Source organism: Tardiphaga sp. 42S5 (assembly GCF_034044155.1).
In the GTDB taxonomy this organism is placed as follows: Bacteria; Pseudomonadota; Alphaproteobacteria; order Rhizobiales; family Xanthobacteraceae; genus Tardiphaga; species Tardiphaga robiniae.
Genome location: NZ_CP139027.1, coordinates 4965513 through 4986528, shown reverse-complemented (window position 1 = coordinate 4986528; position 21016 = coordinate 4965513). Strand labels below are relative to the sequence as shown.

Annotated in this window: 16 protein-coding genes; 7 read left to right on the top strand and 9 right to left on the bottom strand. The window is 57.2% G+C overall.

Annotation, left to right across the window (positions count from 1 at the left end; translation table 11 throughout):
• The first annotated feature begins 7 nt into the window (after nt 1-7).
• The 4 genes from SFY93_RS23220 (at nt 8) to SFY93_RS23205 (ending at nt 5403) form a co-directional block, all read left to right on the top strand.
• Nucleotides 8-1939 (top strand): ABC transporter permease, encoded by a 1932-nt coding sequence (locus tag SFY93_RS23220; RefSeq protein WP_320444772.1) that lies wholly within the window; start codon nt 8-10, stop codon nt 1937-1939.
• Complete coding sequence (locus SFY93_RS23215; protein WP_320444771.1) at nt 1936-2733, top strand: ABC transporter ATP-binding protein; 798 nt, start codon at nt 1936-1938, stop codon at nt 2731-2733. The genes SFY93_RS23220 and SFY93_RS23215 overlap by 4 nt, the downstream gene beginning before the upstream one ends.
• A gap of 17 nt (nt 2734-2750) precedes the next feature.
• Nucleotides 2751-3470 (top strand): ABC transporter ATP-binding protein, encoded by a 720-nt coding sequence (locus SFY93_RS23210; RefSeq protein ID WP_320447830.1) that lies wholly within the window; start codon nt 2751-2753, stop codon nt 3468-3470.
• A gap of 740 nt (nt 3471-4210) precedes the next feature.
• Nucleotides 4211-5403 (top strand): IS3 family transposase gene (locus tag SFY93_RS23205; protein WP_320444660.1). Its coding sequence is split into 2 segments (ribosomal slippage): nt 4211-4472 and nt 4472-5403, totalling 1194 coding nucleotides; the frame shifts between segments, so codons are not numbered across the junction.
• A 1156-nt stretch (nt 5404-6559) separates the two neighbouring features.
• Here the strand turns inward: SFY93_RS23205 and SFY93_RS23200 are convergent.
• From SFY93_RS23200 to SFY93_RS23175, 6 genes are all read right to left on the bottom strand, one after another.
• Nucleotides 6560-7036 (bottom strand): hypothetical protein, encoded by a 477-nt coding sequence (locus SFY93_RS23200; RefSeq protein ID WP_320444770.1) that lies wholly within the window; start codon nt 7034-7036, stop codon nt 6560-6562.
• Entirely contained in the window at nt 7026-8132 is a 1107-nt protein-coding gene (locus tag SFY93_RS23195; protein WP_320444769.1) for a glycosyltransferase, read from the bottom strand. Before SFY93_RS23195 ends, SFY93_RS23200 begins: the two co-directional genes overlap by 11 nt.
• Entirely contained in the window at nt 8129-9082 is a 954-nt protein-coding gene (locus SFY93_RS23190) for a glycosyltransferase family 2 protein (protein WP_320444768.1), read from the bottom strand. The genes SFY93_RS23195 and SFY93_RS23190 overlap by 4 nt, the downstream gene beginning before the upstream one ends.
• 70 nt (nt 9083-9152) lie before the next feature.
• Nucleotides 9153-10397: an O-antigen ligase family protein gene (locus SFY93_RS23185; RefSeq protein WP_320444767.1), complete on the bottom strand. Its 1245-nt coding sequence runs from the start codon at nt 10395-10397 to the stop codon at nt 9153-9155.
• Between the two features lie 79 nt (nt 10398-10476).
• Nucleotides 10477-11643, bottom strand: a complete 1167-nt coding sequence (locus SFY93_RS23180) for a glycosyltransferase (protein ID WP_320444766.1) — start codon at nt 11641-11643, stop codon at nt 10477-10479.
• 66 nt (nt 11644-11709) lie between these two features.
• Entirely contained in the window at nt 11710-13182 is a 1473-nt protein-coding gene (locus SFY93_RS23175) for an undecaprenyl-phosphate glucose phosphotransferase (protein WP_320444765.1), read from the bottom strand.
• A 484-nt stretch (nt 13183-13666) separates the two neighbouring features.
• Between SFY93_RS23175 and SFY93_RS23170 the strand changes: the two genes are divergently transcribed.
• The 3 genes from SFY93_RS23170 to SFY93_RS23160 are packed head-to-tail and all read left to right on the top strand — an operon-like array spanning nt 13667 to nt 17470.
• Nucleotides 13667-14914: a glycosyltransferase family 4 protein gene (locus SFY93_RS23170; RefSeq protein ID WP_320444764.1), complete on the top strand. Its 1248-nt coding sequence runs from the start codon at nt 13667-13669 to the stop codon at nt 14912-14914.
• A 34-nt stretch (nt 14915-14948) separates the two neighbouring features.
• Complete coding sequence (locus SFY93_RS23165) at nt 14949-15890, top strand: class I SAM-dependent methyltransferase (protein WP_320444763.1); 942 nt, start codon at nt 14949-14951, stop codon at nt 15888-15890.
• A gap of 53 nt (nt 15891-15943) precedes the next feature.
• Nucleotides 15944-17470: an oligosaccharide flippase family protein gene (locus SFY93_RS23160; RefSeq protein ID WP_320444762.1), complete on the top strand. Its 1527-nt coding sequence runs from the start codon at nt 15944-15946 to the stop codon at nt 17468-17470.
• Between the two features lie 36 nt (nt 17471-17506).
• On the opposite strand, the gene SFY93_RS23155 is transcribed toward SFY93_RS23160, so the two are convergent.
• The 3 genes from SFY93_RS23155 to SFY93_RS23145 all read right to left on the bottom strand — a co-directional run bounded on the left by SFY93_RS23155 (nt 17507) and on the right by SFY93_RS23145 (nt 20687).
• Nucleotides 17507-18847, bottom strand: coding sequence for a UDP-glucose dehydrogenase family protein (locus tag SFY93_RS23155; RefSeq protein WP_320444761.1), 1341 nt, complete (start codon nt 18845-18847; stop codon nt 17507-17509).
• A 75-nt stretch (nt 18848-18922) separates the two neighbouring features.
• On the bottom strand, nt 18923-19048 hold the full coding sequence (locus tag SFY93_RS23150; protein WP_320444760.1) for an NAD-dependent epimerase/dehydratase family protein: 126 nt from the start codon (nt 19046-19048) through the stop codon (nt 18923-18925).
• Nucleotides 19049-19085: 37 nt separating this feature from the next.
• Nucleotides 19086-20687 carry a GMC oxidoreductase gene (locus SFY93_RS23145; RefSeq protein ID WP_320444759.1) on the bottom strand — a complete coding sequence of 534 codons (1602 nt, stop codon included), beginning with the start codon at nt 20685-20687 and terminating at the stop codon, nt 19086-19088.
• Nucleotides 20688-21016 lie beyond the last annotated feature (329 nt).

Sequence of the window (21016 nt, the reverse complement as noted above, 5' to 3'; positions counted from 1 at the left end):
GACTGCCATGGATCTGTCTGCCCTCTTGGCTCAATTGTTGAATGGCTTGGCCGGGGCGTCGTCCCTGTTCCTGGTAGCGACCGGCCTATCGCTGATTTTTGGCGTCACCCGGATCGTCAATTTTGCCCATGGCTCGTTCTTCATGCTTGGCATGTATGTGAGCTATTCATTGATCGAACGTATCGGCGTGGGGCCGTGGCGAGCGGTTGGCTTTTGGGGCGCGCTTGTGCTCGCAGCACTGGCTGTCGGACTGCTCGGCGCGCTGGTGGAAATTCTGCTGCTGCGTCGGATCTACAAGGCGCCCGAGCTGTTTCAGTTGCTGGCGACATTCGCGCTGGTGCTTGTCTTTAACGATGCCGCGCTATGGATCTGGGGGCCGGAGGATTTGCTCGGTCGTCGTGCACCAGGACTGGAGGGCGCTATCCAGCTCTTCGGTCGTGCCTATCCGAGCTACAATCTGTTCCTGATCGTGATCGGCCCTGCGATTTTCGGCCTGCTCTGGATGCTGCTGACCAAGACGCGCTGGGGCGTCATGGTGCGGGCGGCAACCCACGACCGCGAGATGCTGGGCGCCCTCGGCGTCAATCAGGCGTGGCTGTTCACCGGCGTGTTTGCACTCGGTTGCATGCTGGCGGGACTCGGCGGAGCGGTCCAGCTTCCGCGTCAGCCGGCGAGTCTCACCGTCGATATCTCGACGATCGGTGATGCGTTCGTCGTCGTCGTGGTAGGCGGCATGGGCTCCATCCCCGGTGCCTTTCTGGCGTCGCTCCTGATCGCCGAGGTGAAGGCGATCTGCATCGGCATCGGTACAGTTCATCTCGCGGGGATCGAGATCTCGTTCTCCAAGCTCACTCTGGTGGTTGAATTCCTGATCATGGCGGTGGTCCTTGTGATCCGGCCGTGGGGGCTGTTGGGACGACCTCAAGCGACCAGTCGAAACTCGGCGCCGGTCGAAGCACCGTTGAAGCCGGGTTCCAACTGGTTTCGCATGATGGTCATCGGCGTTTTCCTGTTGATGGCGGTGTTGCCTCTGCTCGATCAATCGCTGCCTTATGCTGCGGTGCTCGGTCAGGACATTCTGGTCGCAGCGCTGTTCGCGGTCAGTTTGCATTTCATGATGGGACCGGGCGGGATGCATTCGTTCGGGCATTCCGCCTATTACGGCCTTGGTGCCTACGGCGCTGCCATCCTGGTCAAACTGGCATTCATGCCCATGCCGCTCGCGATGCTGGTCGCTCCCCTGGTGGCCGGTCTTGGCGCCTTGCTGTTCGGCTGGTTCTGCGTTCGGTTGTCGGGCGTCTATCTCGCGATGCTCACGCTCGCCTTCTCGCAGATCGTCTGGTCGGTCGTGTTTCAATGGGATGCGGTCACCGGCGGCTCCAACGGCATGGTGGGCGTCTGGCCGGCGGATTGGCTGAGCGGAACGCGCTACTACTACCTCACGCTCGTATTGGTCGGGCTCTCGGCCTACGCGCTGCGGCGGTTCGTTTTTGCGCCGTTCGGTTATGCGATGAGGGCCGGACGGGATTCATCGCTGCGTGCCGAGGCCATCGGTATCGATGTGAAGCTCGTGCAGTGGCTGGCCTTCACGATCGCTGGCGTGTTCGGCGGATTGGCCGGCACGCTCTACATCTTCTCCAAGGGCAGCGTTTCGCCGGATGTGATCTCGGTCAGCAAATCGGTCGACGGTCTCGTCATGGTCCTTCTGGGCGGCATTCAGTCACTCACGGGCCCTGTGATGGGCGCTGCGGTGTTCGGCGTGCTGCAGGACTGGGTGATGCGCGCCACGGATTACTGGCGGGCCTTGTTCGGTGGCATTATTCTGTTTCTGGTGCTCGCCTTCCCGGAGGGACTGGCTGGTATCTCGCGCCAGATCGAAAGTCTGTGGCAGCAATATCGACCAGCCGTGGGCGTTGTCCGACGGGAGAAGCTGACATGAGTGGCGCGCTACTTGAGGTCCGCGATCTCTATATGGCCTTCGGCGGCGTATGTGCCGTCGATGGAATCAGCTTCGACCTTCATCCTGGCGAATTGCTGGCGTTGATCGGCCCGAACGGTGCAGGAAAATCCACCACCTTCAATATGGTCAACGGCCAGTTGCGCGCCTCGGGCGGCTCCGTGCGTCTGGCTGAGCAGGAGCTGGTCGGAATCAAGCCGCGCGCGATCTGGCGCCTGGGCGTCGGACGCACATTCCAGATCGCTGCCACATTCGCATCCTTCACGGTCGTCGAGAACGTGCAAATGGCGGTGATGTCCCATCAGCAGCAGATCTTTTCGCTGTGGCGTCCCGCGGCAAGCCGTTATCGCGATGAGGCGCTTATGCTGCTTGAGCAGGTCGGCATGGACGCGCAGGCTGACCGAGCTTGCAGCGAACTGGCTTATGGCGACATCAAGCGCGTTGAGCTCGCCATGGCCCTGGCGAACAATCCCAGGCTGCTGCTGATGGACGAGCCGACTGCCGGGATGGCGCCACGCGAACGCAACGAATTGATGGCTTTGACCAAGCGGCTGGTGATCGAGCGCGGCATGGCCGTGTTGTTCACCGAGCACAGCATGGACGTCGTCTTCGCCCATGCCGACCGCATCATCGTGCTCGCCCGCGGCAAATTGATTGCGGAAGGGGACGCAGACGAAATCCGCAGTCATCCCAAGGTCAAGGAAGTCTATTTCGGCAACGGCCTGACTTTCGAACATCCGCCGGAACTGGCCGTCGCGGCAAGGATACCCGCATGACTGTATTTGTGAACCCGATCCTGCTCGACGTCTCCGGCCTGAACGCCTGGTATGGCGCAGCTCACATCCTGTTCGACGTCGCGCTCAACGTGCGCCGTGGCGAAGTCATATCGCTGATGGGGCGCAACGGCGCCGGCAAATCCACTACGCTCAAGGCCATCATGGGCCTGCTGTCGCGCAGCGAGGGGCAGATCAATTTCCTGGGGCAGGACATCGCTGGCAAGGCGCCTTTCCAGGTGGCGCGCATGGGGCTTGGGTTCGTGCCCGAGGATCGGCGTATCTTTCCTGATTTGACGGTGACCGAGAATCTCGAAACCGGCAGGCAGGCGCCGCGGCAGTGGGCGGATGGAAGTGCCACGCTCAACTGGACGCCCGACGCGCTCTACGAGCTCTTTCCCAATCTCGGCCGCATGCAGGACCGGCGCGGCGGCCAGATGAGCGGCGGCGAACAACAGATGCTCACGGTGGCCCGTACGTTGATGGGCAATCCGCTACTGGTCCTGCTCGACGAACCGTCAGAAGGTGTTGCTCCGGTGATCGTCGAGCAAATGGCGCATATGATTCTGGCGCTCAAGGCGCGCGGCGCAAGTATTCTGCTGTCCGAACAAAACTTTCATTTTGCGCACCTGGTATCGGACCGGGCTTACGTGCTTGAGAAAGGCCAGATCGTGTATGAAGGGTCGATGCAGGATCTGGCGCACAACGACGACATTCAGCGATCTTACCTTAGCGTTTAGCTTTTCCTGTAACCGAAGAAAAAGATGGGCTTCAAGATCACCGATCACCGATCGCCAAGCGCAATCTGCGACTCGACCAAATCTACTCTAGGCCTGAATTACAGACAGTCGCGTAGGTGCAAGTATATTTTCTTCGACGCCTGTCTATAGGGCGTCCGTTTCTGGCGCGAAGCGGACCGGCGACCAACCTGCCGAAGATCGACGAAGTCCAATCCTGCTCTTAGTCGGCAGCTCTCAACCTGGGCACAAGCAAGCCAGATACTCCCGTAATTCCAGTCTGGCGGCTCAATCTCCCAATGGCGGACCGAACTCATCGGAGGTCGGCGAGGAGTCCACTCCCGCTCCCGCCAACCAGTGCGATCGACCAAATCTCCGCGCAGTCTCCCGAAAGGGAATGTCTACCGTAACTGCCAAGGACTTTCGGGAATTGAACCGTCCCAAGCGCCAATTTCGCCACCCGGAGACTTTTCCTGAAACGCAGAAGGGGCGGCCAGAGATACTGGGTTGGTCGATTAGCGAATGCGTGATGCCATTGCAAAGCGAACATCTGCCGATACGCGGGTGTCACGTATATGCCAAGACAAAATAGCTTATTGAGCTTCCCCAACCGTGCCGTGAAAATTTGTGATGGACCTTGGGCGCATCGGCGAGCATGGGCAACGTGCTGGCCTCCCCCCTGAGAAGTGGTCCGGTTTGAGAGTTAGAGTTTCGGCTATTTTGGGCTTTGAAAGGAGCACGGAATGGCACGGAAACACTACACGGCAGAGCAGATCATCGGGATGTTGCGCGAAGCTGAGGTTCGGCTTTCACAGGGTGAGAAGACCGGTGCGATCTGCCGCAGCCTCGGGATATCGGAGCAGAGTTACTACCGCTGGCGTCGTGAGTATGGCGGTCTGAAGATGACCCAGGCAGCACGGCTGAAAGCGTTGGAGAAGGAGAACGCGCGGCTCAGGAAAGCGGTCTCCAATCTGACGCTGGACGCGCTGATCCTGAAGGAAGTCGTCGAGGGAAAGTACTGAGCCCTTCCCGACGTCGTGCTGGCGTAGCCCATGTCTGTGCGGCGCTCGGTGTGTCCGAGCGTCGTGCATGTCGTGTGACTGGCCAGCACCGCTCGACCCCGCGCCGGCGTTTGCAGCCACGATCCGATGAGAAGCGCCTGACGGCGGATATCGTCCGGCTGGCTTCGAACTATGGTCGCTATGGCTATCGCCGCATCACAGCCCTGCTTCGTCAGGAAGGCTGGACGGTAAATGCCAAGCGGGTGGAGCGCATCTGGCGTCGAGAGGGGCTGAAAGTGCCGCACCGACAGCCGAAACGTGGCCGTCTATGGCTGAACGATGGATCGTGTGTTCGACTGCGTCCACGCTATCGCGGTCACGTCTGGAGCTATGACTTCGTGGCTGACCGCACCCACGACGGCAAGGCCTTCCGCATGCTGACGGTGATCGATGAGTTCAGCCGTGAGTGCTTGGCGATCCACGTCCAGCGTCAGATCCGAAGCGACGACGTGCTGGCGGTGTTGACCGATCTGTTCGCTCGGCATGGTCCGCCGGCGCATATCCGGTCAGACAATGGCGCCGAATTTACCGCCATTACTGTTCGCGAATGGCTGGGCCGCATCGGCGTCAAGACGCTCTACATCGAGCCAGGATCACCTTGGGAGAATGGATACTGCGAGAGCTTCAACGGCAAGCTTCGCGACGAACTGCTCAACGGGGAAATCTTCTACACACTGAAGGAGGCTCAGATCCTGATCGAGAACTGGCGGCAGCACTACAACACGATCAGGCCGCACAGCTCACTCGGCTATGTACCGCCGACACCGCAAGCCATCTTGCCTCGTGCGGCCAGCATCCTCTACGCTCCACCACGCTCAGCCAATCTCGGCGACTACAACCGCCGGAGCTCTAACTTATCCAGCGGACCTCCCTAATGGGGCAGGCCAGCGGCGACGCCGCTTCTGATCAAATGTCGCGATTGTCCTGAGGATACCAGCTTGCGTTGGATTTGCGCTCACACAAGCGAGTGGGCAGTTCCGTCGCCAGCAGAAATATGTTCGTTGACGAGACAGTACCAATGGTGTGAGGCGGATTTCGTCTAAAATTCATAGACGAGTAGTAGCATCCGAGCAGGCGGATGCGATGTTCTGTATTTTGTTACCTTGAAAAATTCCACCAGATCTCCGCTGAGATTTTCCCATCAACCATGATTACGCATGGTTGCTTACGGTTCAATTCCGAAGTCTGGAATGAAATTTGCAGCGCATTAGGCGTTGGGCTGAGTTGAGTATTAGGAGGTAAAGATGGCGATGTTACACCGGCCTTGGACTGCCGATGAAATTGCAATGCTTCACCACTTGGCGGGAACCCTGCCGCCGGAGGAAATAGCGAAAGAAATTGGGCGCACCCGAGCTGCCACGACGATCAAAGCCCATGAGTTACATCTGTCCCTAAGACGACCAAGCGCGGAGCGCCTAAGCAAGGGTTGGACGAAGAGTTCGGTTCTCGGCTAGGTCGTTAAACTCAGGCCGCCATAAAGCTGGCATCGTGACATTGATCGACCGTTGGGCAATGCGTGACGCCCTCGGGTGAAGTTATCGGTGCCACTTTGAGGATGGTCACAAATGCGCAGCAGCCGGTGCTGAAAGTGGCGTGGTGAGGCGTGTAATTTGTCGTCTCAGCCAATCGTTGCGTCAGTATGTTGTCGCGCATCGATCGACTTATCGTCGCTGTCTACCCTGGAACATTAATACGCATTCGTGCCGCAACATATTGACGGTCGCGCGCGAGTTCCTGATTTTGATCTAAAGCGCGCTCGCTTTATCCAAACCGCGAGATCCCGGGGCGCGCACGTCCGGCCCTGCCTAACGGGACACCTAAAGAACTGGCCCGTCGTTTGACGGCGGCCAAGGTGCGGTCCAGGTCTTGCGCGATCTCGAGATTGGATCGGCCCGCTATAGCCAGTTCCCTCAATCTCTGATCGTCCTCAACCGACCAAGCATTGTTCGATGGAACTGTCACGTTACTCCCCCTTGTTCGCGAAAGGCATTTACAATGAGTAGAAGCCCGTTGGAGAAATCGGATCGGTGATCATTGGACTCCTGCAGAGGGGGCGACGGATATCATGACGATCCCATCGACATTGATAAGGAACACCATAGTCGGTTCATCAGACTCGGGAGCGCGAAGATACGCGTGCTCAAAGGCAGCGATCTCGCGTGGCGAGGCAAGGCGGTATGCGAGGCGGGAATGGCGGGCGCAAATCGGCTCGCCATTGGCGGTCAACGACTCGAGATCTGTTCTAAGCAGATCATCGGCACACATTGCACCAGCGATATCCGCATCGGGTGCGTCAAATACAAGCGTCGGCCTGCCGTCAATCTCAAGAACAAATACTCGAGCCGCTGTCATTAGAAGACGTGCCTCGTAACAAAAACGGAAACTAAAATCCAACAATAGAAAAATAGAATGAACCGCGTAGTTGTCTCCGAGCCGTGCCGCGGATTGATGAGCCGGCCGTGGTCGGTCAATCCAGGAATAATCCGTGAAGGGAAAATCAGAACTCAACGCTCCTGTACAGCTCCTTCACTCGCTCTCGTCGGTATGTTGATTTGATCCAGCCGGCGGCACAATTGCCCAAATATTGCCGATGATTCTCGCAGTCGAGATGTCTCCCAATAATATCGGCCACATACTGCGGATCCATCGATGCCAGGTGAACAGCCGTCCTCCCGTCGCAAGAGTAATCGCGTATCCCGCCCACGGCATTTGCGATAACGGGCAAGCCTACCATCATAGCTTCGGCGACGACGATACAGAATCCTTCCTCGTCACTCATATGGATAAAGAGATCGTGCTCAGCCGCATCGGCGTACCATTTATGCTTGAAACCGGCGAACTCGACCTGTTGGCCAATGCCAAGCTCGTTCGCCAATTGTTGAAATGCGGATTTCATGGGGCCCTCGCCATAGATGGTCAGAACGACGATACGACCACGATCGGCAAGAATCCGAATTGTCTTGAGCAGGAGATCGACGCGTTTTCGACTGACCAAGCGACCAGCGGTTACGATCCGCGCGGGGCCAGAGAGTTCATAACAGCTCTTCAACGGTGCTTCATCACTGGCAAGGAACAGCGGTACGACTTTCTCCTCACGCGGCCGCGGTTTGAAATAAACGCGCGTTGCATTTAATGTCGTCGTGCAATCTGCCCAAACGCTATCGACGCGACCGGAAGTCAGTCTCAGTAGCTTGCTATATAACGCGACGGCAGGTCCGCGCTCCAGTTCGGCAATGTGCTCGAAGGCGATGCACTTGACCTTGGGAAATGCATATAAAACGAACCTGCCAATAATGTTTGCCTGTTTGAGTGACAAAATGACGGAGTCCGGGCGGAAGGTGACGATGGTCCGGAACAGCAGATACATTCCGATGACGCAGCCGCGGATTGTCAGCTTCGGCGACGTGCTGGCTTCTATAATTCGGTCTTCGCCTGCCAAAGCCCCGACTTCACGCCTGAGTTCGGCGGAGCCTCTGTGCAGAATGATGACCCGGAAGTCGTAACCTTCGAAAAGGCCGTTCTCCAGCAGGCTGCGCAACCCGATCTCGGCGCCACCTCGCGTGAGGCCATTGATGAAGTAGATGACGCGGCCTTGCTCGGTCATGATCGGCTCGCGCGTGACAGCGTTAATTTTACGGCTCTCATGGCCGATTCACCACCTAGATAGTGCAATGCGAGAGTCAGCAAGGCTCGCAGATTGAACGGGTTGAAATAGATCGCCGACGTCAGAAGATTCACGGCGCTCTCGCTGCGGCCGTCCAGCGCCTCCAGATTGCCGAGCTTTCGCGCTCGTTCGGATAGCCGCCTAGCTGCGTAACGAAGCAGACGTGGATCCTGAGCGGCGATATGAAACGCTACGTAAGCGTGATGCTTCATCAACTGGTTACGTTTGGAGGTCATGGCCGAATCGTGAAGTCGCTTGTCGACCAGAGGGATCTTCACCGCTGCAACCCGACCTAGCTTCGTTGCACGGAAGAAGAACTCAGTGTCCTCGAATACTTCCAGTGCCGCGTCAAAGCCGCCAAGCTTGTCCCATAATGATCGCCGCATCAGAACCGTAGACGGGACGATAGGGGGGTCGTCCATGAAATATGCCAGGCTCTGATCGGATTGAAGGGTAAGATCAACGAGCGGAGCCACTTCGGGTGGCTTGCGATTGTCTGACCAGAATAATGAGAATGCAGTATAGACGAGCGCGGTCTCCGGCATGGCGTCGAAGATGGAAAGCTGCCGTTCGAGTTTGTCCAATCGCCAGAGATCGTCGGCATCCAGGAAGGCGATATAGTCGCTATCGGTGACAGCGACGCCACGATTGCGGTTGAGCGACACGCCGCGTGTGCCCTGGATCTTGTTTGTGGCGACCGGCAAGATCGATATGCGGGGATCGCGCGCGGGCAGCTCCTGCAGGATCGCCTGGGTCTCCGCGTCCGACCCGTCGTCGCAGATAACGATGTGGTCGATCAGGTCAGCGCGACTTTGCTCGAGCACGCTGGCAATCGCTGCATGCAGAAAAGGTCCCTCGTCAAAGCAGGTAACGATAACGGAAACACTCATACGACTACTCACTACTACGTTCTAACCGGATTTTCCCTGTCAGGCGCCGTCCATGCATGTCGCCACCAGCTCAGGTGGCCCGATTCTCCATGATATACCGATGCCGTTTTTCGGGTTCGGTCGCATGCTGCGCGCAGGCGGCTGCGGCGTATTGCTCCGCGTAAACCCGCGCGCGCATGACAATATTGGGCAGCAAATCCGGCATCAGGGTAATCAAGACGATGATCACAAACATCTCGGTGCCGGACCCTTCGTACCACATGTAGGTCAGCACCGGGATGAACATGATGAACAGGAGTCGGATGTAGGCATAGTCGCCGAAGCGGCGGCGCATCCAGACGGCATCACGAATACCAAGGACCATTGAACGGCCAAGCGCAGCAAGTACGATCCCCGTACCGAGAATCCCGTTCTCGGCCAGCATGCGCAGAAATTCATTATGCACGGCTGCCCGCAAATACGGCGGGTAGTTCGCGAAATAGGTACGTGCGAAATTTCCGGTTGCGTCGGTACCCGCGCCCAGGAACGGGTTCTGGGAAAACATCGCCCACGCGACTTCGGTGCCAAGCTTGCGAGCGGTGTCACTGATGGAGGAGGGTAAGCCGCCTTCGATCGCGTACCAGATCTCATTCCGGTCCTGCTCGACAAATATGCTGCCAACTCGCTGCGATATCTGTCCGTCGGTCAGGATGTCCGTAAAGACCATGGCCAGGGCGCCCGCGGCCGCAGCCAGAACGAGAGCGCCCAGGTTTCGAACATTGAGGAACACCGCGAGTGTGATGGCCAGAAACGGCACCAGCGCCTTCCGCTCGGCTGACATCAGGATCAAGACAAAAAGCAGAGCCCAGATCGAGAGCCAGAAGCGGTTGGTCGGCAGTGCGCCGATCGCGAGGCCGATGGCAATGCACATGGGGAGAAACAGAAAGGCCGATTTCGGATCGCCCAGCTGCTTCCAAACGATGATATGGCCATGCGAGACATGCCAAATGACGTTGAATGCAATTGTCGCGGCCAGAAGTCCGAGAAGTAGCTGGTAATGCCAACGTTGCAGGCCGGACGTGTCGATATTGCAGATGAGAATTCCAAGAGAGATAAGAATCGCGATCTGCAAGAATCGCTTGCTGATGTAGACCAGTTCACCAGTCCAAAGTGCCGGAACCGTCGAAACCAGATAGAACATGACGAGAAGGAGCATGCCTGCACTAATTCTGATGTGATGTGGATGCGTCGTGCATAGATACAGTGCAATGAGACCCAAGGTGACTATGTCGATAGGCTTCAGCGTGCCGACCGGGGTTCGCAGCTCCAGTCCCATGAAAAGTGCGCCGAGCGAACAGACGATACCGGCCGTGACGATGCTTCGCGGTGTAACCTCAAATCGGCCTCTGGAGGAGTTATTGTACAATGGCCCGCGCTCGCATGATGGCAGTTTGGTAGATCGTTTCTAGAGAGACACCCATACTGGCAGTCGACCACTTTTCCAGATCGATGGATTTTGCATTTGAGCTCATGCTGGCAAGAAGAAACGGGTCGTCGAGCAGGTTGCGGACGGAAGTCAGCATTGAATCAAAGTCACCCTGCTTGCAGACCACGCCGTTATACTCCGACTTCACAATCACCTCGATGCCAGGCAGGTCGAAAGTAACGGCAGGCTTTCCGCTGGCACAGTATTGAACAACGGCTCGCGGCAGGCCCTCTCTGCCGGAGCAATAGATGCACAGATCTGCCGTCTCAAGCAGTGCGGGTGCATCCGAAGCGTATCCGCATACGTCAATGATCTCCTGAAGACCAAGATTGGACACGTGTTCCTTCAAGGGAGCCTCAAGTGCGCCCGTGCCAGCCAGCACGAATGTCGTGTCGCCAAACTGTGCTCTTCGCTCGCTGATACCGTCGATCAACTCGCGATGAGCCTTCCGCCGTTCGTAGTTGGCCAGATAGACAACTCGCCGGCGCGGACGGCTCGTCGGAGTTTCGATGCGCACCTGCTGCGCTTGCCGGCTCCGGAAGGCATCAATGTCCATGCCGCTGGGCACGATATAGTGTAAATCGGGGGTGCCGACGCCATGCGCGAGCGCTAGCTCCATCATGCCGGGGCTCACATCGACGAAAGCATGGGTGCATGATGCAGTGACCCGCTCCAGAGCAACATAGATCTGACGCTGCAACCAGCCGACATTGATGAAGGCGAGGATATGGATTCCGTGAACGACGGCGAGACTTGGGATGCTCATTGCCGCCATGCGTCCGATGACGCCGGCCTTGCTGGTGTGCGTATGTACGACGTCCGGACGGAGCCACCACAGCAGGCGCCTAATCGTGCGCATGGCACGAAGATCACGCATCGGGCTGATGCTTCTGGTGAGGGACTTGACCTGAATGGCTTTCACCGCCGGATGCAACCGGGCAATCATTTTCGGATCGAAGTCGTGACCATAAATGATTGTGACGGGGTGCCCCAGTTGCGCGAAATGGTTGCAGCTGAGGACTGTATTTTCATCAGCTCCTCCTGCAACGAGACGAGTGATGATGTGAAGAATATGATGCGGATTCGTATTGTACATGTCGATTTCTCCGGAAGAGAAAACGTAAATTTTCAAACGAGTCAGGGAACGCGACGTCCCGGTAAATCAGTAGACATCGCGAATTTTCATAACCGAGTAGATAGTTCGAAAGATAATTTTGATATCGAGAACCAGACTCCAATTTTCGATGTACCAGAGATCTTGCTCCACGCGCTTGGCCATAAGGTCCGTAGTGGCCGTCTCGCCGCGATAGCCGGTGACTTGCGCCCATCCCGTAATGCCCGGCGGCATCCGATAGCGAAGTGCATAGTTATCGAGCAAATTGCTGTAGGTGATGTCATGCGCAACGGCATGCGGACGAGGTCCGACGATCGACATCTCGCCGCGGAGAACGTTGATCAGCTGAGGCAGTTCGTCGATGCTCGTCGATCTGAGCCAGCCACCGATCCTGGTGATGCGTGCGTCGCCACGCGATGCTTGCCGGATAACGTTGCCGTCATCAGCGGTGGTCATTGAGCGGAATTTCAGAATTCGGAACACGCGGCCATTAAAGCCAGTGCGTCTTTGTGCGAAGAAGACGGGTCCCGGGCTATCCAGGCGGATCAGTGCCGCGATCATCAACATCATTGGACACAGAGCAAGTAGGCCGGCACCGGCCAAAGTAACGTCAATCAGGCGCTTTATGCTCTGTTCGAACGTTGAGCATGGTCGGCGCTGCAGCTCGAAAGCAACACCAGCCCCGATATCGACCAGCGGTCGTTGCAGAAGGGAATGTAGTTCACTATGCGGGATCAATTTCACGGAAACGGGAATGCGACGCAGTTGATGCATCAGGTTTGTAAGCTGCGTCGAATTCATAGCGCCGGCGCAAATGACAATCTCGTTGAGTTTTCCGTCGCGGTTAAGATTGAGGAGGTCGTCGCGGGCTAGCGCGCTGTCCCGGCCCAGGGTGTCCGCGAGATCATTGGCGGGATAAGATCGAACAATCTCATACCCATGCTGTGACAGAGAGTGAATAATGTCATTGGTTGTTGACAGCGGCACGTGCGGGTCGGAATCCTGGATCAGGGCGATCCGCTTGCGCTTGAGGCCGCCGTGGCGAAGCGCATTCGTTAGAAGACGTCCAGCGGAATACCTTACAGCTCCGAGCGCTACGGCACCGGTCACGAAGTACAGAATAAGAGCGCCTCGCGAGAATTGATCGCCGATTTTCAGCAAAAACGCCGCCAGAGAGCCAAAGAGAAAGACGCCTACCCAGTTCGTCAGTATCTTGGTCAGTGTGGTTCCGTTTCGCAACAATGAGGACGGGCGATATATCCCTCGTGCTTGTGCCGAGGCGAGATACAAGGCGCCAAGTATGAAACTCGCGCCGAGCGGAGCGCTCAATTCGCTGAAAACTGGAATCTGGGCGTGAGAATAGAAGTATGCATATGTCAGCACGGAGATACAGCCGGTCAAGATAATGGCGCAGGCGTCGCTTGTTGCCAGCGCGTAGCCCCATGCTTCATACGATAGCGGAAGTCGGTGGCTCGGCTTGAACAGGAGCTGTGGCCCGTTGAACTCTGATACCGATGCCATAGTTGCTACCGACGCGTTGCATTGAAAAGAGATAGAAAGTCGAACCGGTATGAAAGCCCCGCATGGGGACCGTCGCTTTGTATCGTTCTGCAGTCGAGGTCGTTGAGCGTAATTCTTGATAGTCAGGAATTGTTAGTTCAGAAGAAAATATCGTGGCCCTATTCAGGGTTGCGAAGGCGCTTAACGTCAAGATTAAAAGTTTAGCGGTGTTTGCTTTCAAAAGCGTAGGTTCGTCGTCACGACATGACCTATGACGAAGAAATTACGGATGCTCTGCGAGATTTCGCGGCAGCGGCCGCCGAAGATGTGGACGTTACGATTGCTCTGCAGGCAGTGTCCCGAGTTCCATCATTAATCATCGCGGCGGCAAGATATGAAGTATTACGCAGTCTTCGTGTAGTGGTGTGCTTGCTCTTGCGTCGATAATAGTTGGCATAGCGTATGCTTGCTTTCTAGCGACTGCTTTGAGTCGGAGTACTCGATTATGTGGTTGCGGCATAAGCAGGACGATCGCCAGTCCCTCGTTGTTATGCTCACATGCCAGTTCGTGGAGATCATGGGCGGCGCGGAGAAGCAGTGCTTGAGCCTGTCCCGGGCCTTGGAAGGTCGTGGAGAGAATGTCATCGTCTTGTCGAGCCGCGTCCCCGGTGTTGCTCTCGATGATGGTGCAATCGGTATCCGAGTGATCCGATTTTGGTGTCCGTCGCCGCCACAGCTCGCCGGTCGCCATTTGTTGTCGTCATTACTATGGGCGGTTCAGGCACTGTTCTGGCTATCCTGGCATCGCCAAAACATCAAAGTCGTTCACGCGCACCAGCTCCGGATCAACGCCTATGTCGCCGCGGTCGCGAGCAAGTTCCTGAAGCTGCCATCGGTCCTGAAGTTGGGCGTTGGTGGAGAAGAGAACGATCTCGTGGTGATCGGACGGAGGAAGTATCTGTTCGGGAAGGCCGGTGTCGATTTTGTGGTTAGGCATGCGAGCCGGTTTATTGCGATCAGTAAGCAGATCGAAGACGACCTGAAGGCGCATGGCGTATCCCCATTTGCAATCGCGTCGATCCCGAACGGTGTCGATCTCACTCGTTTCGCAGCGCGCATTGAGGAGACGCAGGCAGCCCGGGCCGCAAGTGTCAAAGACGCGGCGGTGTTCAGCTTCGTGGGGCGGTTGTCTCCCGAGAAGAATGTGTTGTCGATGATTGCGGGCCTCCAGTCCGTACCGGCGCCGAAGGGGACAATGGTGATGCTGGCCGGTGAGGGACCTTTACGGGGAGCGATCGAAGCCAGATTGAAAAGTGCGCGAAATCCGCTAGATGTACGGCTGCTCGGTGCCATTACGGACGTTAGCGTACTTCTTCACCGCTCGCATTTTTTGCTGCTGCTCTCAAGTTCTGAAGGCCTCTCTAACGCGCTGCTGGAGGCGCTCGCGGCTGGTGTGGTGCCAATCATTACGGATATGAGCGGTGCGCGCGACGTGATTCCGTTCGAGAATTATCCGTTGTTTTCGGTGAGCGGTAGCGAAGTCGATATCGCGGTCGCCGTTCGCAGGGCCTATACACTCGATCCAGCGGTCTGGTTGGAGTGGTCGCGGCGGCTGTCCCAGCACGCGGAGAGAACGTTCGATCTTGAGTCAGTCGCGATGCGCTACGTTGAACTCTATCGTGCCCTGTCCGAGCCAGGCGCTTCTGTCGGACTAAGGACTACTCGCGAGACATCTCAGGTCAATCAAGCCTAGTGATCTTTCAACCCTCAGAAAAGGGGATGCGACCGTGCTGGCTAACCTCACCGAGATCGCCCATTTGCTCAGGCGTCCTGAATGTCTGGAGACGCCGTTATTCTTGAAGGAAGCTATTGGCACCAGCGGTGGCGAAGCGGTCCAGACGGAAGACGCCGTCCGCCGCATTCATGGGCAGCCGATACTAATTGATTTCAACACCAGCGTGGCGCGACCGGAGGACTTCAGCGAGGGATTTCGCCCGCTTCTGGATAGGAAGCGACACTCTTTTTTCAGACGGTTCGCGAAAAGTCTCTATGTGTCTACGGCGACGAGCGCACGGAACTACAAGCGGGTAGCGGCGGAGATCAAGGCGCGTGTCGCCAAGCCGGTTGTGCTGGTGATTGGTGGCGGAACCAGGGGAGAGGGGGCGGACGCGCTTTATAGTGATGCCGAATTACGCGTCGTCTCGTTCGACATCTATCCGAGCGAGAATACGCTCTTCATCGCCGACGCGCACTCGATCCCATTGATGTCGGGGTGTGTCGATCTTGTTTGCATTCAGGCCGTGCTGGAGCATGTCGTGGATCCTGTCCGAGTGGTCTCCGAGATCGTTCGCGTACTGAAGCCGGGCGGGTTTGTCTATGCGGAAACACCGTTCCTGCAGCATGTTCACGAGGGTGCCTATGATTTCTGGCGTTTCAGCGAAAGCGGTCATCGGCTGCTCTTCCGCGAGTTCGAGGCAATCGATCGTGGTACTCTCGGTGGGCCCGGTCTTTCGCTTTACTGGGCCGTTCGTCAATTCTGGAGGGCGGTCACGCGATCAAAGACGCTAGGAAATTTGTTGGCAGCTCCAGGACTGGCCTTCGTCATGCTGGATCGATTCATCCCCGAGCAGCGGCGGATCGACGGTGCAAATGGCTCATTCTTCTTCGGCGTTAAATTTTCGGGGAATGTTCGGCCGCAACTGCATCCAGCGGATATCTATCTGGGCTAGCGAGGTGGCGTCGTGAACCGTAACACAGTTGATACTGGAGGGACGTTTCGCTGATGGACGCGCGTGGGGAATCCTCCGGCGGCAGCCTCACACGAAGGCTCGGTACCGGCGTTGGCTGGCTGATGATCGGGCGCCTCGGGTTGGCACTTTCCGGGCTTGCGTCGTCAGTGGCGCTAGCACGACTGATGTCACCGCGTGAATTTGGCATGATGGCCGCGATCATGGTCGTCCTGTTTCTCGGCAATGCTCTGACCGAGGGCGGGTTTGTCTCTCCCATAATTCAAAGGACACAGGTCGATGCTGATCTCAGAAATGCGGTTTTCAGTCTGTCTGCAATATTTGGCCTTGTGCTCGGAGCTTTGGCAGCCGCTGCATCGCCGTGGGTGGCCGGGTTTTTCAGGATAGAAGGACTTGAATGGCCGCTGTTAGCTGCGGTTGTCATCATTCCGATCAAGGCGATGGCGGCGCCTGCCATCGGGTTGCTGATGCGGGATCATCGCTATCGGGAGGTCACGGTTGCCGCACTGTTATCGAACATATTCGCTTACTCCATCGTAGCCATCTTGCTTGCCGCGCTGGGACTTGGGATTTGGGCTTTGGTGATCCCGAGCATTCTCGCCGCGTTGACCGAGCTGGTTCTGGTTGGCCGCGCAGCCGGCCCGCCTCGAAAATTCGTTTGGCGTATTACAGATCGGAATTTCATCAGCGACTGGCGCGCCTCCGTCTCCAGTGGGCTTTTGAACTGGGGTGCGCTTTCGAGTCCGAATGTCATCGTCGGACGACTGTTCGGCGCGGATGGACTGGGGCTTTACTCACGTGCCGGTAGTCTATTCTCCATGGCAACGCAACTGTTCTCCACGACGGTTGAGCGGGTCATGTTCTCGGGCTTGTCGGGAGTTCAGGACGATGGCGAGCGTGTAACGTTGCTCTTTCGGCGCATGCTGTCCGTGCTGCTGCCTATCTACGTCACTATAGGCGTCGGGCTCGCCATCCATGCCGAGCCGATCGTTCGTATCCTGTTCGGTTCTCAATGGTTGGCCGCGATCCCCGTGACCAGTGTGTTGTTCCTGGCATTTTCAGGTCGCGCCAGTTACAAAATATCGGAGTCGCTAGCGCTCAGCAAAGGGCGTTTCAACAGCGTTGCCTTTCGTCAACTGCTCTATCTTGTCCTTGTGAGCGTTGGCTTGCTGGTCGGATCTCCGCACGGCCTGGTCGGAGTTGCGAGCGGCTTCACTGCTGCAATCTGGATATTCTACGTGGTGAGTGTTCTCCAGGCTCGGCGTCTTGTTAATCTCAGCTGGGCAAGCATCGCCTTCGTGCACGTGCGCGCCGTTGGGATCGCTGGCGTTGGCGCATTCGCCGACATCGCGGTGATCTGGTCCTTCTCACAGTTTGGCTGGCTTTTGTCGCATGGTGCGGGGGCAATGGCGCTAATCATCGTTCTTGCGGTGACGATGTCGCTGTTGCCGGATCGGATCATCGGCGAGGATCTGGTTTGGGCGCGGCGCAGAATATTCTCACTGATCAAGATCCGGACGGGCAGGCCGGTGGTTGGCCTGCCCGTTGTGTCGGTCGACTGAGGCTGACTGACAGCCCAGGCGCCTACATGTTGCCATCTAGCTGACGGCGCGAAGCAAAGACCTGGGTCGCGAAGGCTTGTGACCGACGCTGTTGTAAATGAAGCCGTGGCGTTCGATCTCGGCCGCCCGGTAGACATTCCGGAGGTCGACGAGAATAGGCAGATGCATCAGCTCGAGAAGGCGTGGAAAGTCCAGTGCACGATAGGCATCCCACTCCGTCACCAAAACAAGGGCGGACGCGTTGTCGGCGCAAGTGTAGGCATCCGGGTAGAACGTCACTCCGCTGATAACCCCCTGGGCCTGCGCCATTCCCACGGGATCTGTAACATTGACCGTCGCTCCAGCATCGAGCAACGCTTGAACGATCGCGATGGATGGAGCGTCACGCATGTCGTCGGTGTTGGGTTTGAATGTCAGTCCCAGCAATCCGATCGTCTTGCCTTTAACGGAGCCGCCGCAGGCGGCAATGACCTTTCGGGCCATGGCGCGCTTTCGCTGGTCGTTTACGGCGGCAGCCGTCTCGACGATACGTAGAGATCCGCCGTAGTCCTGCGCCGTCTTGACGAGTGCCGCCGTATCTTTCGGAAAGCATGACCCGCCATAGCCTGGGCCGGCGTGCAGGAATTTCTGACCGATCCGGTTGTCTAGCCCCATACCGCGCGCGACATCCTGGATATTGGCATCGGCCAGCTCGCAAAGGTCTGCGATCTCGTTGATGAACGTGATCTTGACGGCCAGGAAGGCGTTAGATGCGTATTTGATAAGCTCGGAAGTTCTCCGCTCCGTGAAGAAGATTGGCGATTGGTTGAGGAACAGTGGGCGATAGACTTCGCTCATCACATCCCGTGCACGCTCTTCCTCGGTGCCGATGACAATACGATCTGGCCGCTTGAAGTCGCCGATCGCAGCACCTTCACGCAAGAATTCTGGATTTGAAACGACCGAAAACTGCAGATCAGGCCGCGCCGACCTGATGATGCTCTCGACTTCATCGCCGGTTCCAACTGGTACCGTCGACTTAAGAACGATGACTGTATAGCGATCGACGGTTCCCGCTATATCGCGCGCTGCCTGGTAGACATAACTCAGATCCGCATGGCCGTCGCCCCGTCGTGATGGCGTGCCGACGGCGATGAAAATGACGGATGCGCCTTTGACAGCATCCTTGAGATCTGTGGTGAATCGCAATCGATCGGCGGAAATATTCCGGGTGACGAGGTCGTCCAGTCCGGGTTCAAAGATCGGAATGGTACCAATCTTGAGGTTCTCGACCTTGGTGGAGTCCGTATCCACGCAAGTCACAGAGTGGCCAAAATCTGCGAAACAAGCTGCCGAAACAAGTCCGACATATCCAGCGCCGACTACCGTAATATCCATCGCTCAAACCTCTTTTACTCGAGAAAACGAAAGTCCGGCAATTGCACATATACCAGGCAACGCGTGAGCGGCACCTCATAGTCTGATATGCAGAATTCCTGCCAATTCGCGGGATCGGTGGACGGTATGACCCAGCTTGAGGAGTTCACGTGCAACGTGAAGACCGATGAAGCCGGCTGTGCCCGTGACAAGAAAACGCATTATCGGCTTCCTTTCGGGATATGCGGGGTGGCCCGCGTTAGACCCCGGGCAACATCGTCCTCATAATTCCGTCGGCGGCCCGGAGCGCCAGCTGGATGATGGTGAAAGTTGGATTGGCGCTGCCAGAAGTTGGGAATGCCGATGCGCTGGCGATCCAGACGTTCGGAACCGCATGGCATCGCAGATCCGGATTGACGACAGAATCTGCCGGTATGGTGCCCATGCGTGTCGTGCCGGATGGGTGAGAAGTGTCAATAGAGTCGGAGAGGGACAGGGTTCCCTCGATCACGTTCGGATTCCAGATAACCGGACAAAGCCGTTCGATCCCCGCACGAACCCAGAAATCGCGGAGGCACTGAATCGTCCGCAGGAAGGTGCGGAGATCGGTCTCGCCTGGCGCCCATTGCAACTTGGGTAGCGGAACGTCGAAGCTGTCGCGCTGCTGCGAGAGTGCAATCTGGTTGTCGTAGACGGGGACTTGCTCAATCCTGACATCGAGGCGTAGTTCGGCGGCCGATGGTAGAAAATTTTTCTGCGTCAGCGCGCGCCAGAGGCCAAGACTCCTCAGCAAATTGACGTTCGTCGAGAGATAAAGAAACTTTCGTAACGAATGCTGTATCTCGTTTCGCTGGAAATCGCGAACGAGGGCTCTCAGCATGTCCAGGGGTGTTCCGTCGGATATATGCAGGCGCACTTCGGCATAGGCGCTGGCGACGGCATTGATATCCTGCGCCTGGTCACTGAGCTGGAAGTAGAGCTTTCGGCGAGTATTCCCCCAGTAGTCGTAACCGAACAAGCGGGTTACGCGACTATCGTCTCCGGGCTGCAGGCGCCCGACTTCGAGCCGGATATGATCCTGGAAATAATGGCCTAGTGCACGGCAGTTTTCGAATGCGCGATATTGTGTCTGCAAATTGAGCAATAGTAGCAGGCGCGTCGTTTCTATCGTGCCGGCTGAGATCAGGAACTGATCGGCCCTGACCTGAAGCTTGCGGCCTCTGAGCGAACGTGCCTCGACCGAGGTCAGTCGACCCGTCGCTTCATCGACTTGCAGGCGGCAAGCGGTTGCTCCGAGATAGAGCTGGAGACCGGAACTGCGTGCGATCTCCCGCCTTAGCCGCTGGCCGATATTTCGGCGTCGGAAGTTTGGCCATTTTGGCAGGCGGATCTGGATATCCGGATCGCGCCGCGGAATGACAGTATCGGGGTCCAAGCTGTCAAGAACGTCGCCCTCGAAAGCGCTGTTGTCCAGACCGAATAAGCGCTCAATCTCAGTCGTATAGATATCGAGTTCATGGATCGGAAACGGCCAGCCATCCAGCGACAGGTGCGGTCGTGGACCTGTGTCGTGCGGTGTCAGTGGAAGAAGGCGGCCACCCCACCGGCGCGATGTGCCGCCAAGGCCGCGCATCCGTCCCGTCATGGCGCCAGCATATGACGTCGTCGATGTGTCCGCGCGGTTCAACTCGTTGATGTCAGACTCGACCGTCTGATAACCGCTTTCAAGAAGGATTACGGAATAGCCCTGCCTGGCCATGCGCAGCGATGCAACCAAACCGGCAAAGCCGGCGCCGATGACACATATCTGTGCAAACTTCGTCTCGTCGATCTCTGCGTCGCGGAGGTCTCGAATAGACATTCGCTCGTCCACGGTAAGTCGCATCGCGCAAGCGCGATACAATGGATTTAAAAGGATGCGAAAATAGCCCCAAGAATGTAGTGCAAGAAGAATGCCGCAAAGCTCTCGCGGGAGTCATGTGGCGCTATCGGCAGCAGCTCTGTCTCAGCTGATATTGTTTTCGATCGAAGTTCTAAAATTACCCCACGTCGAGACGACGAAGTCGCAGCGCTGACATCTGACTTCCTGATCCTCTCTGAGGACCTTCGGGATCCGAATGGATGGGCTTCCGCATGCTGCGCAGTGAAACTCGCGCCAGCCTGACGAGCGAGACTCGTCTTCCCAGCTAT

Bases quoted from the DNA above. Each gene is read 5' to 3' on its own strand.
- SFY93_RS23220 (WP_320444772.1), top strand. From the start codon at position 8: ATGGATCTGTCTGCCCTCTTGGCTCAATTGTTGAATGGCTTGGCCGGG.
- SFY93_RS23215 (WP_320444771.1), top strand. From the start codon at position 1,936: ATGAGTGGCGCGCTACTTGAGGTCCGCGATCTCTATATGGCCTTCGGC.
- SFY93_RS23195 (WP_320444769.1), bottom strand. From the start codon at position 8,132: ATGACCGAGCAAGGCCGCGTCATCTACTTCATCAATGGCCTCACGCGA.
- SFY93_RS23190 (WP_320444768.1), bottom strand. From the start codon at position 9,082: ATGAGTGTTTCCGTTATCGTTACCTGCTTTGACGAGGGACCTTTTCTG.
- SFY93_RS23185 (WP_320444767.1), bottom strand. From the start codon at position 10,397: ATGGGACTGGAGCTGCGAACCCCGGTCGGCACGCTGAAGCCTATCGAC.
- SFY93_RS23180 (WP_320444766.1), bottom strand. From the start codon at position 11,643: ATGTACAATACGAATCCGCATCATATTCTTCACATCATCACTCGTCTC.
- SFY93_RS23175 (WP_320444765.1), bottom strand. From the start codon at position 13,182: ATGGCATCGGTATCAGAGTTCAACGGGCCACAGCTCCTGTTCAAGCCG.
- SFY93_RS23170 (WP_320444764.1), top strand. From the start codon at position 13,667: ATGTGGTTGCGGCATAAGCAGGACGATCGCCAGTCCCTCGTTGTTATG.
- SFY93_RS23160 (WP_320444762.1), top strand. From the start codon at position 15,944: ATGGACGCGCGTGGGGAATCCTCCGGCGGCAGCCTCACACGAAGGCTC.
- SFY93_RS23155 (WP_320444761.1), bottom strand. From the start codon at position 18,847: ATGGATATTACGGTAGTCGGCGCTGGATATGTCGGACTTGTTTCGGCA.
- SFY93_RS23150 (WP_320444760.1), bottom strand. From the start codon at position 19,048: ATGCGTTTTCTTGTCACGGGCACAGCCGGCTTCATCGGTCTTCACGTT.
- SFY93_RS23145 (WP_320444759.1), bottom strand. From the start codon at position 20,687: ATGTCTATTCGAGACCTCCGCGACGCAGAGATCGACGAGACGAAGTTT.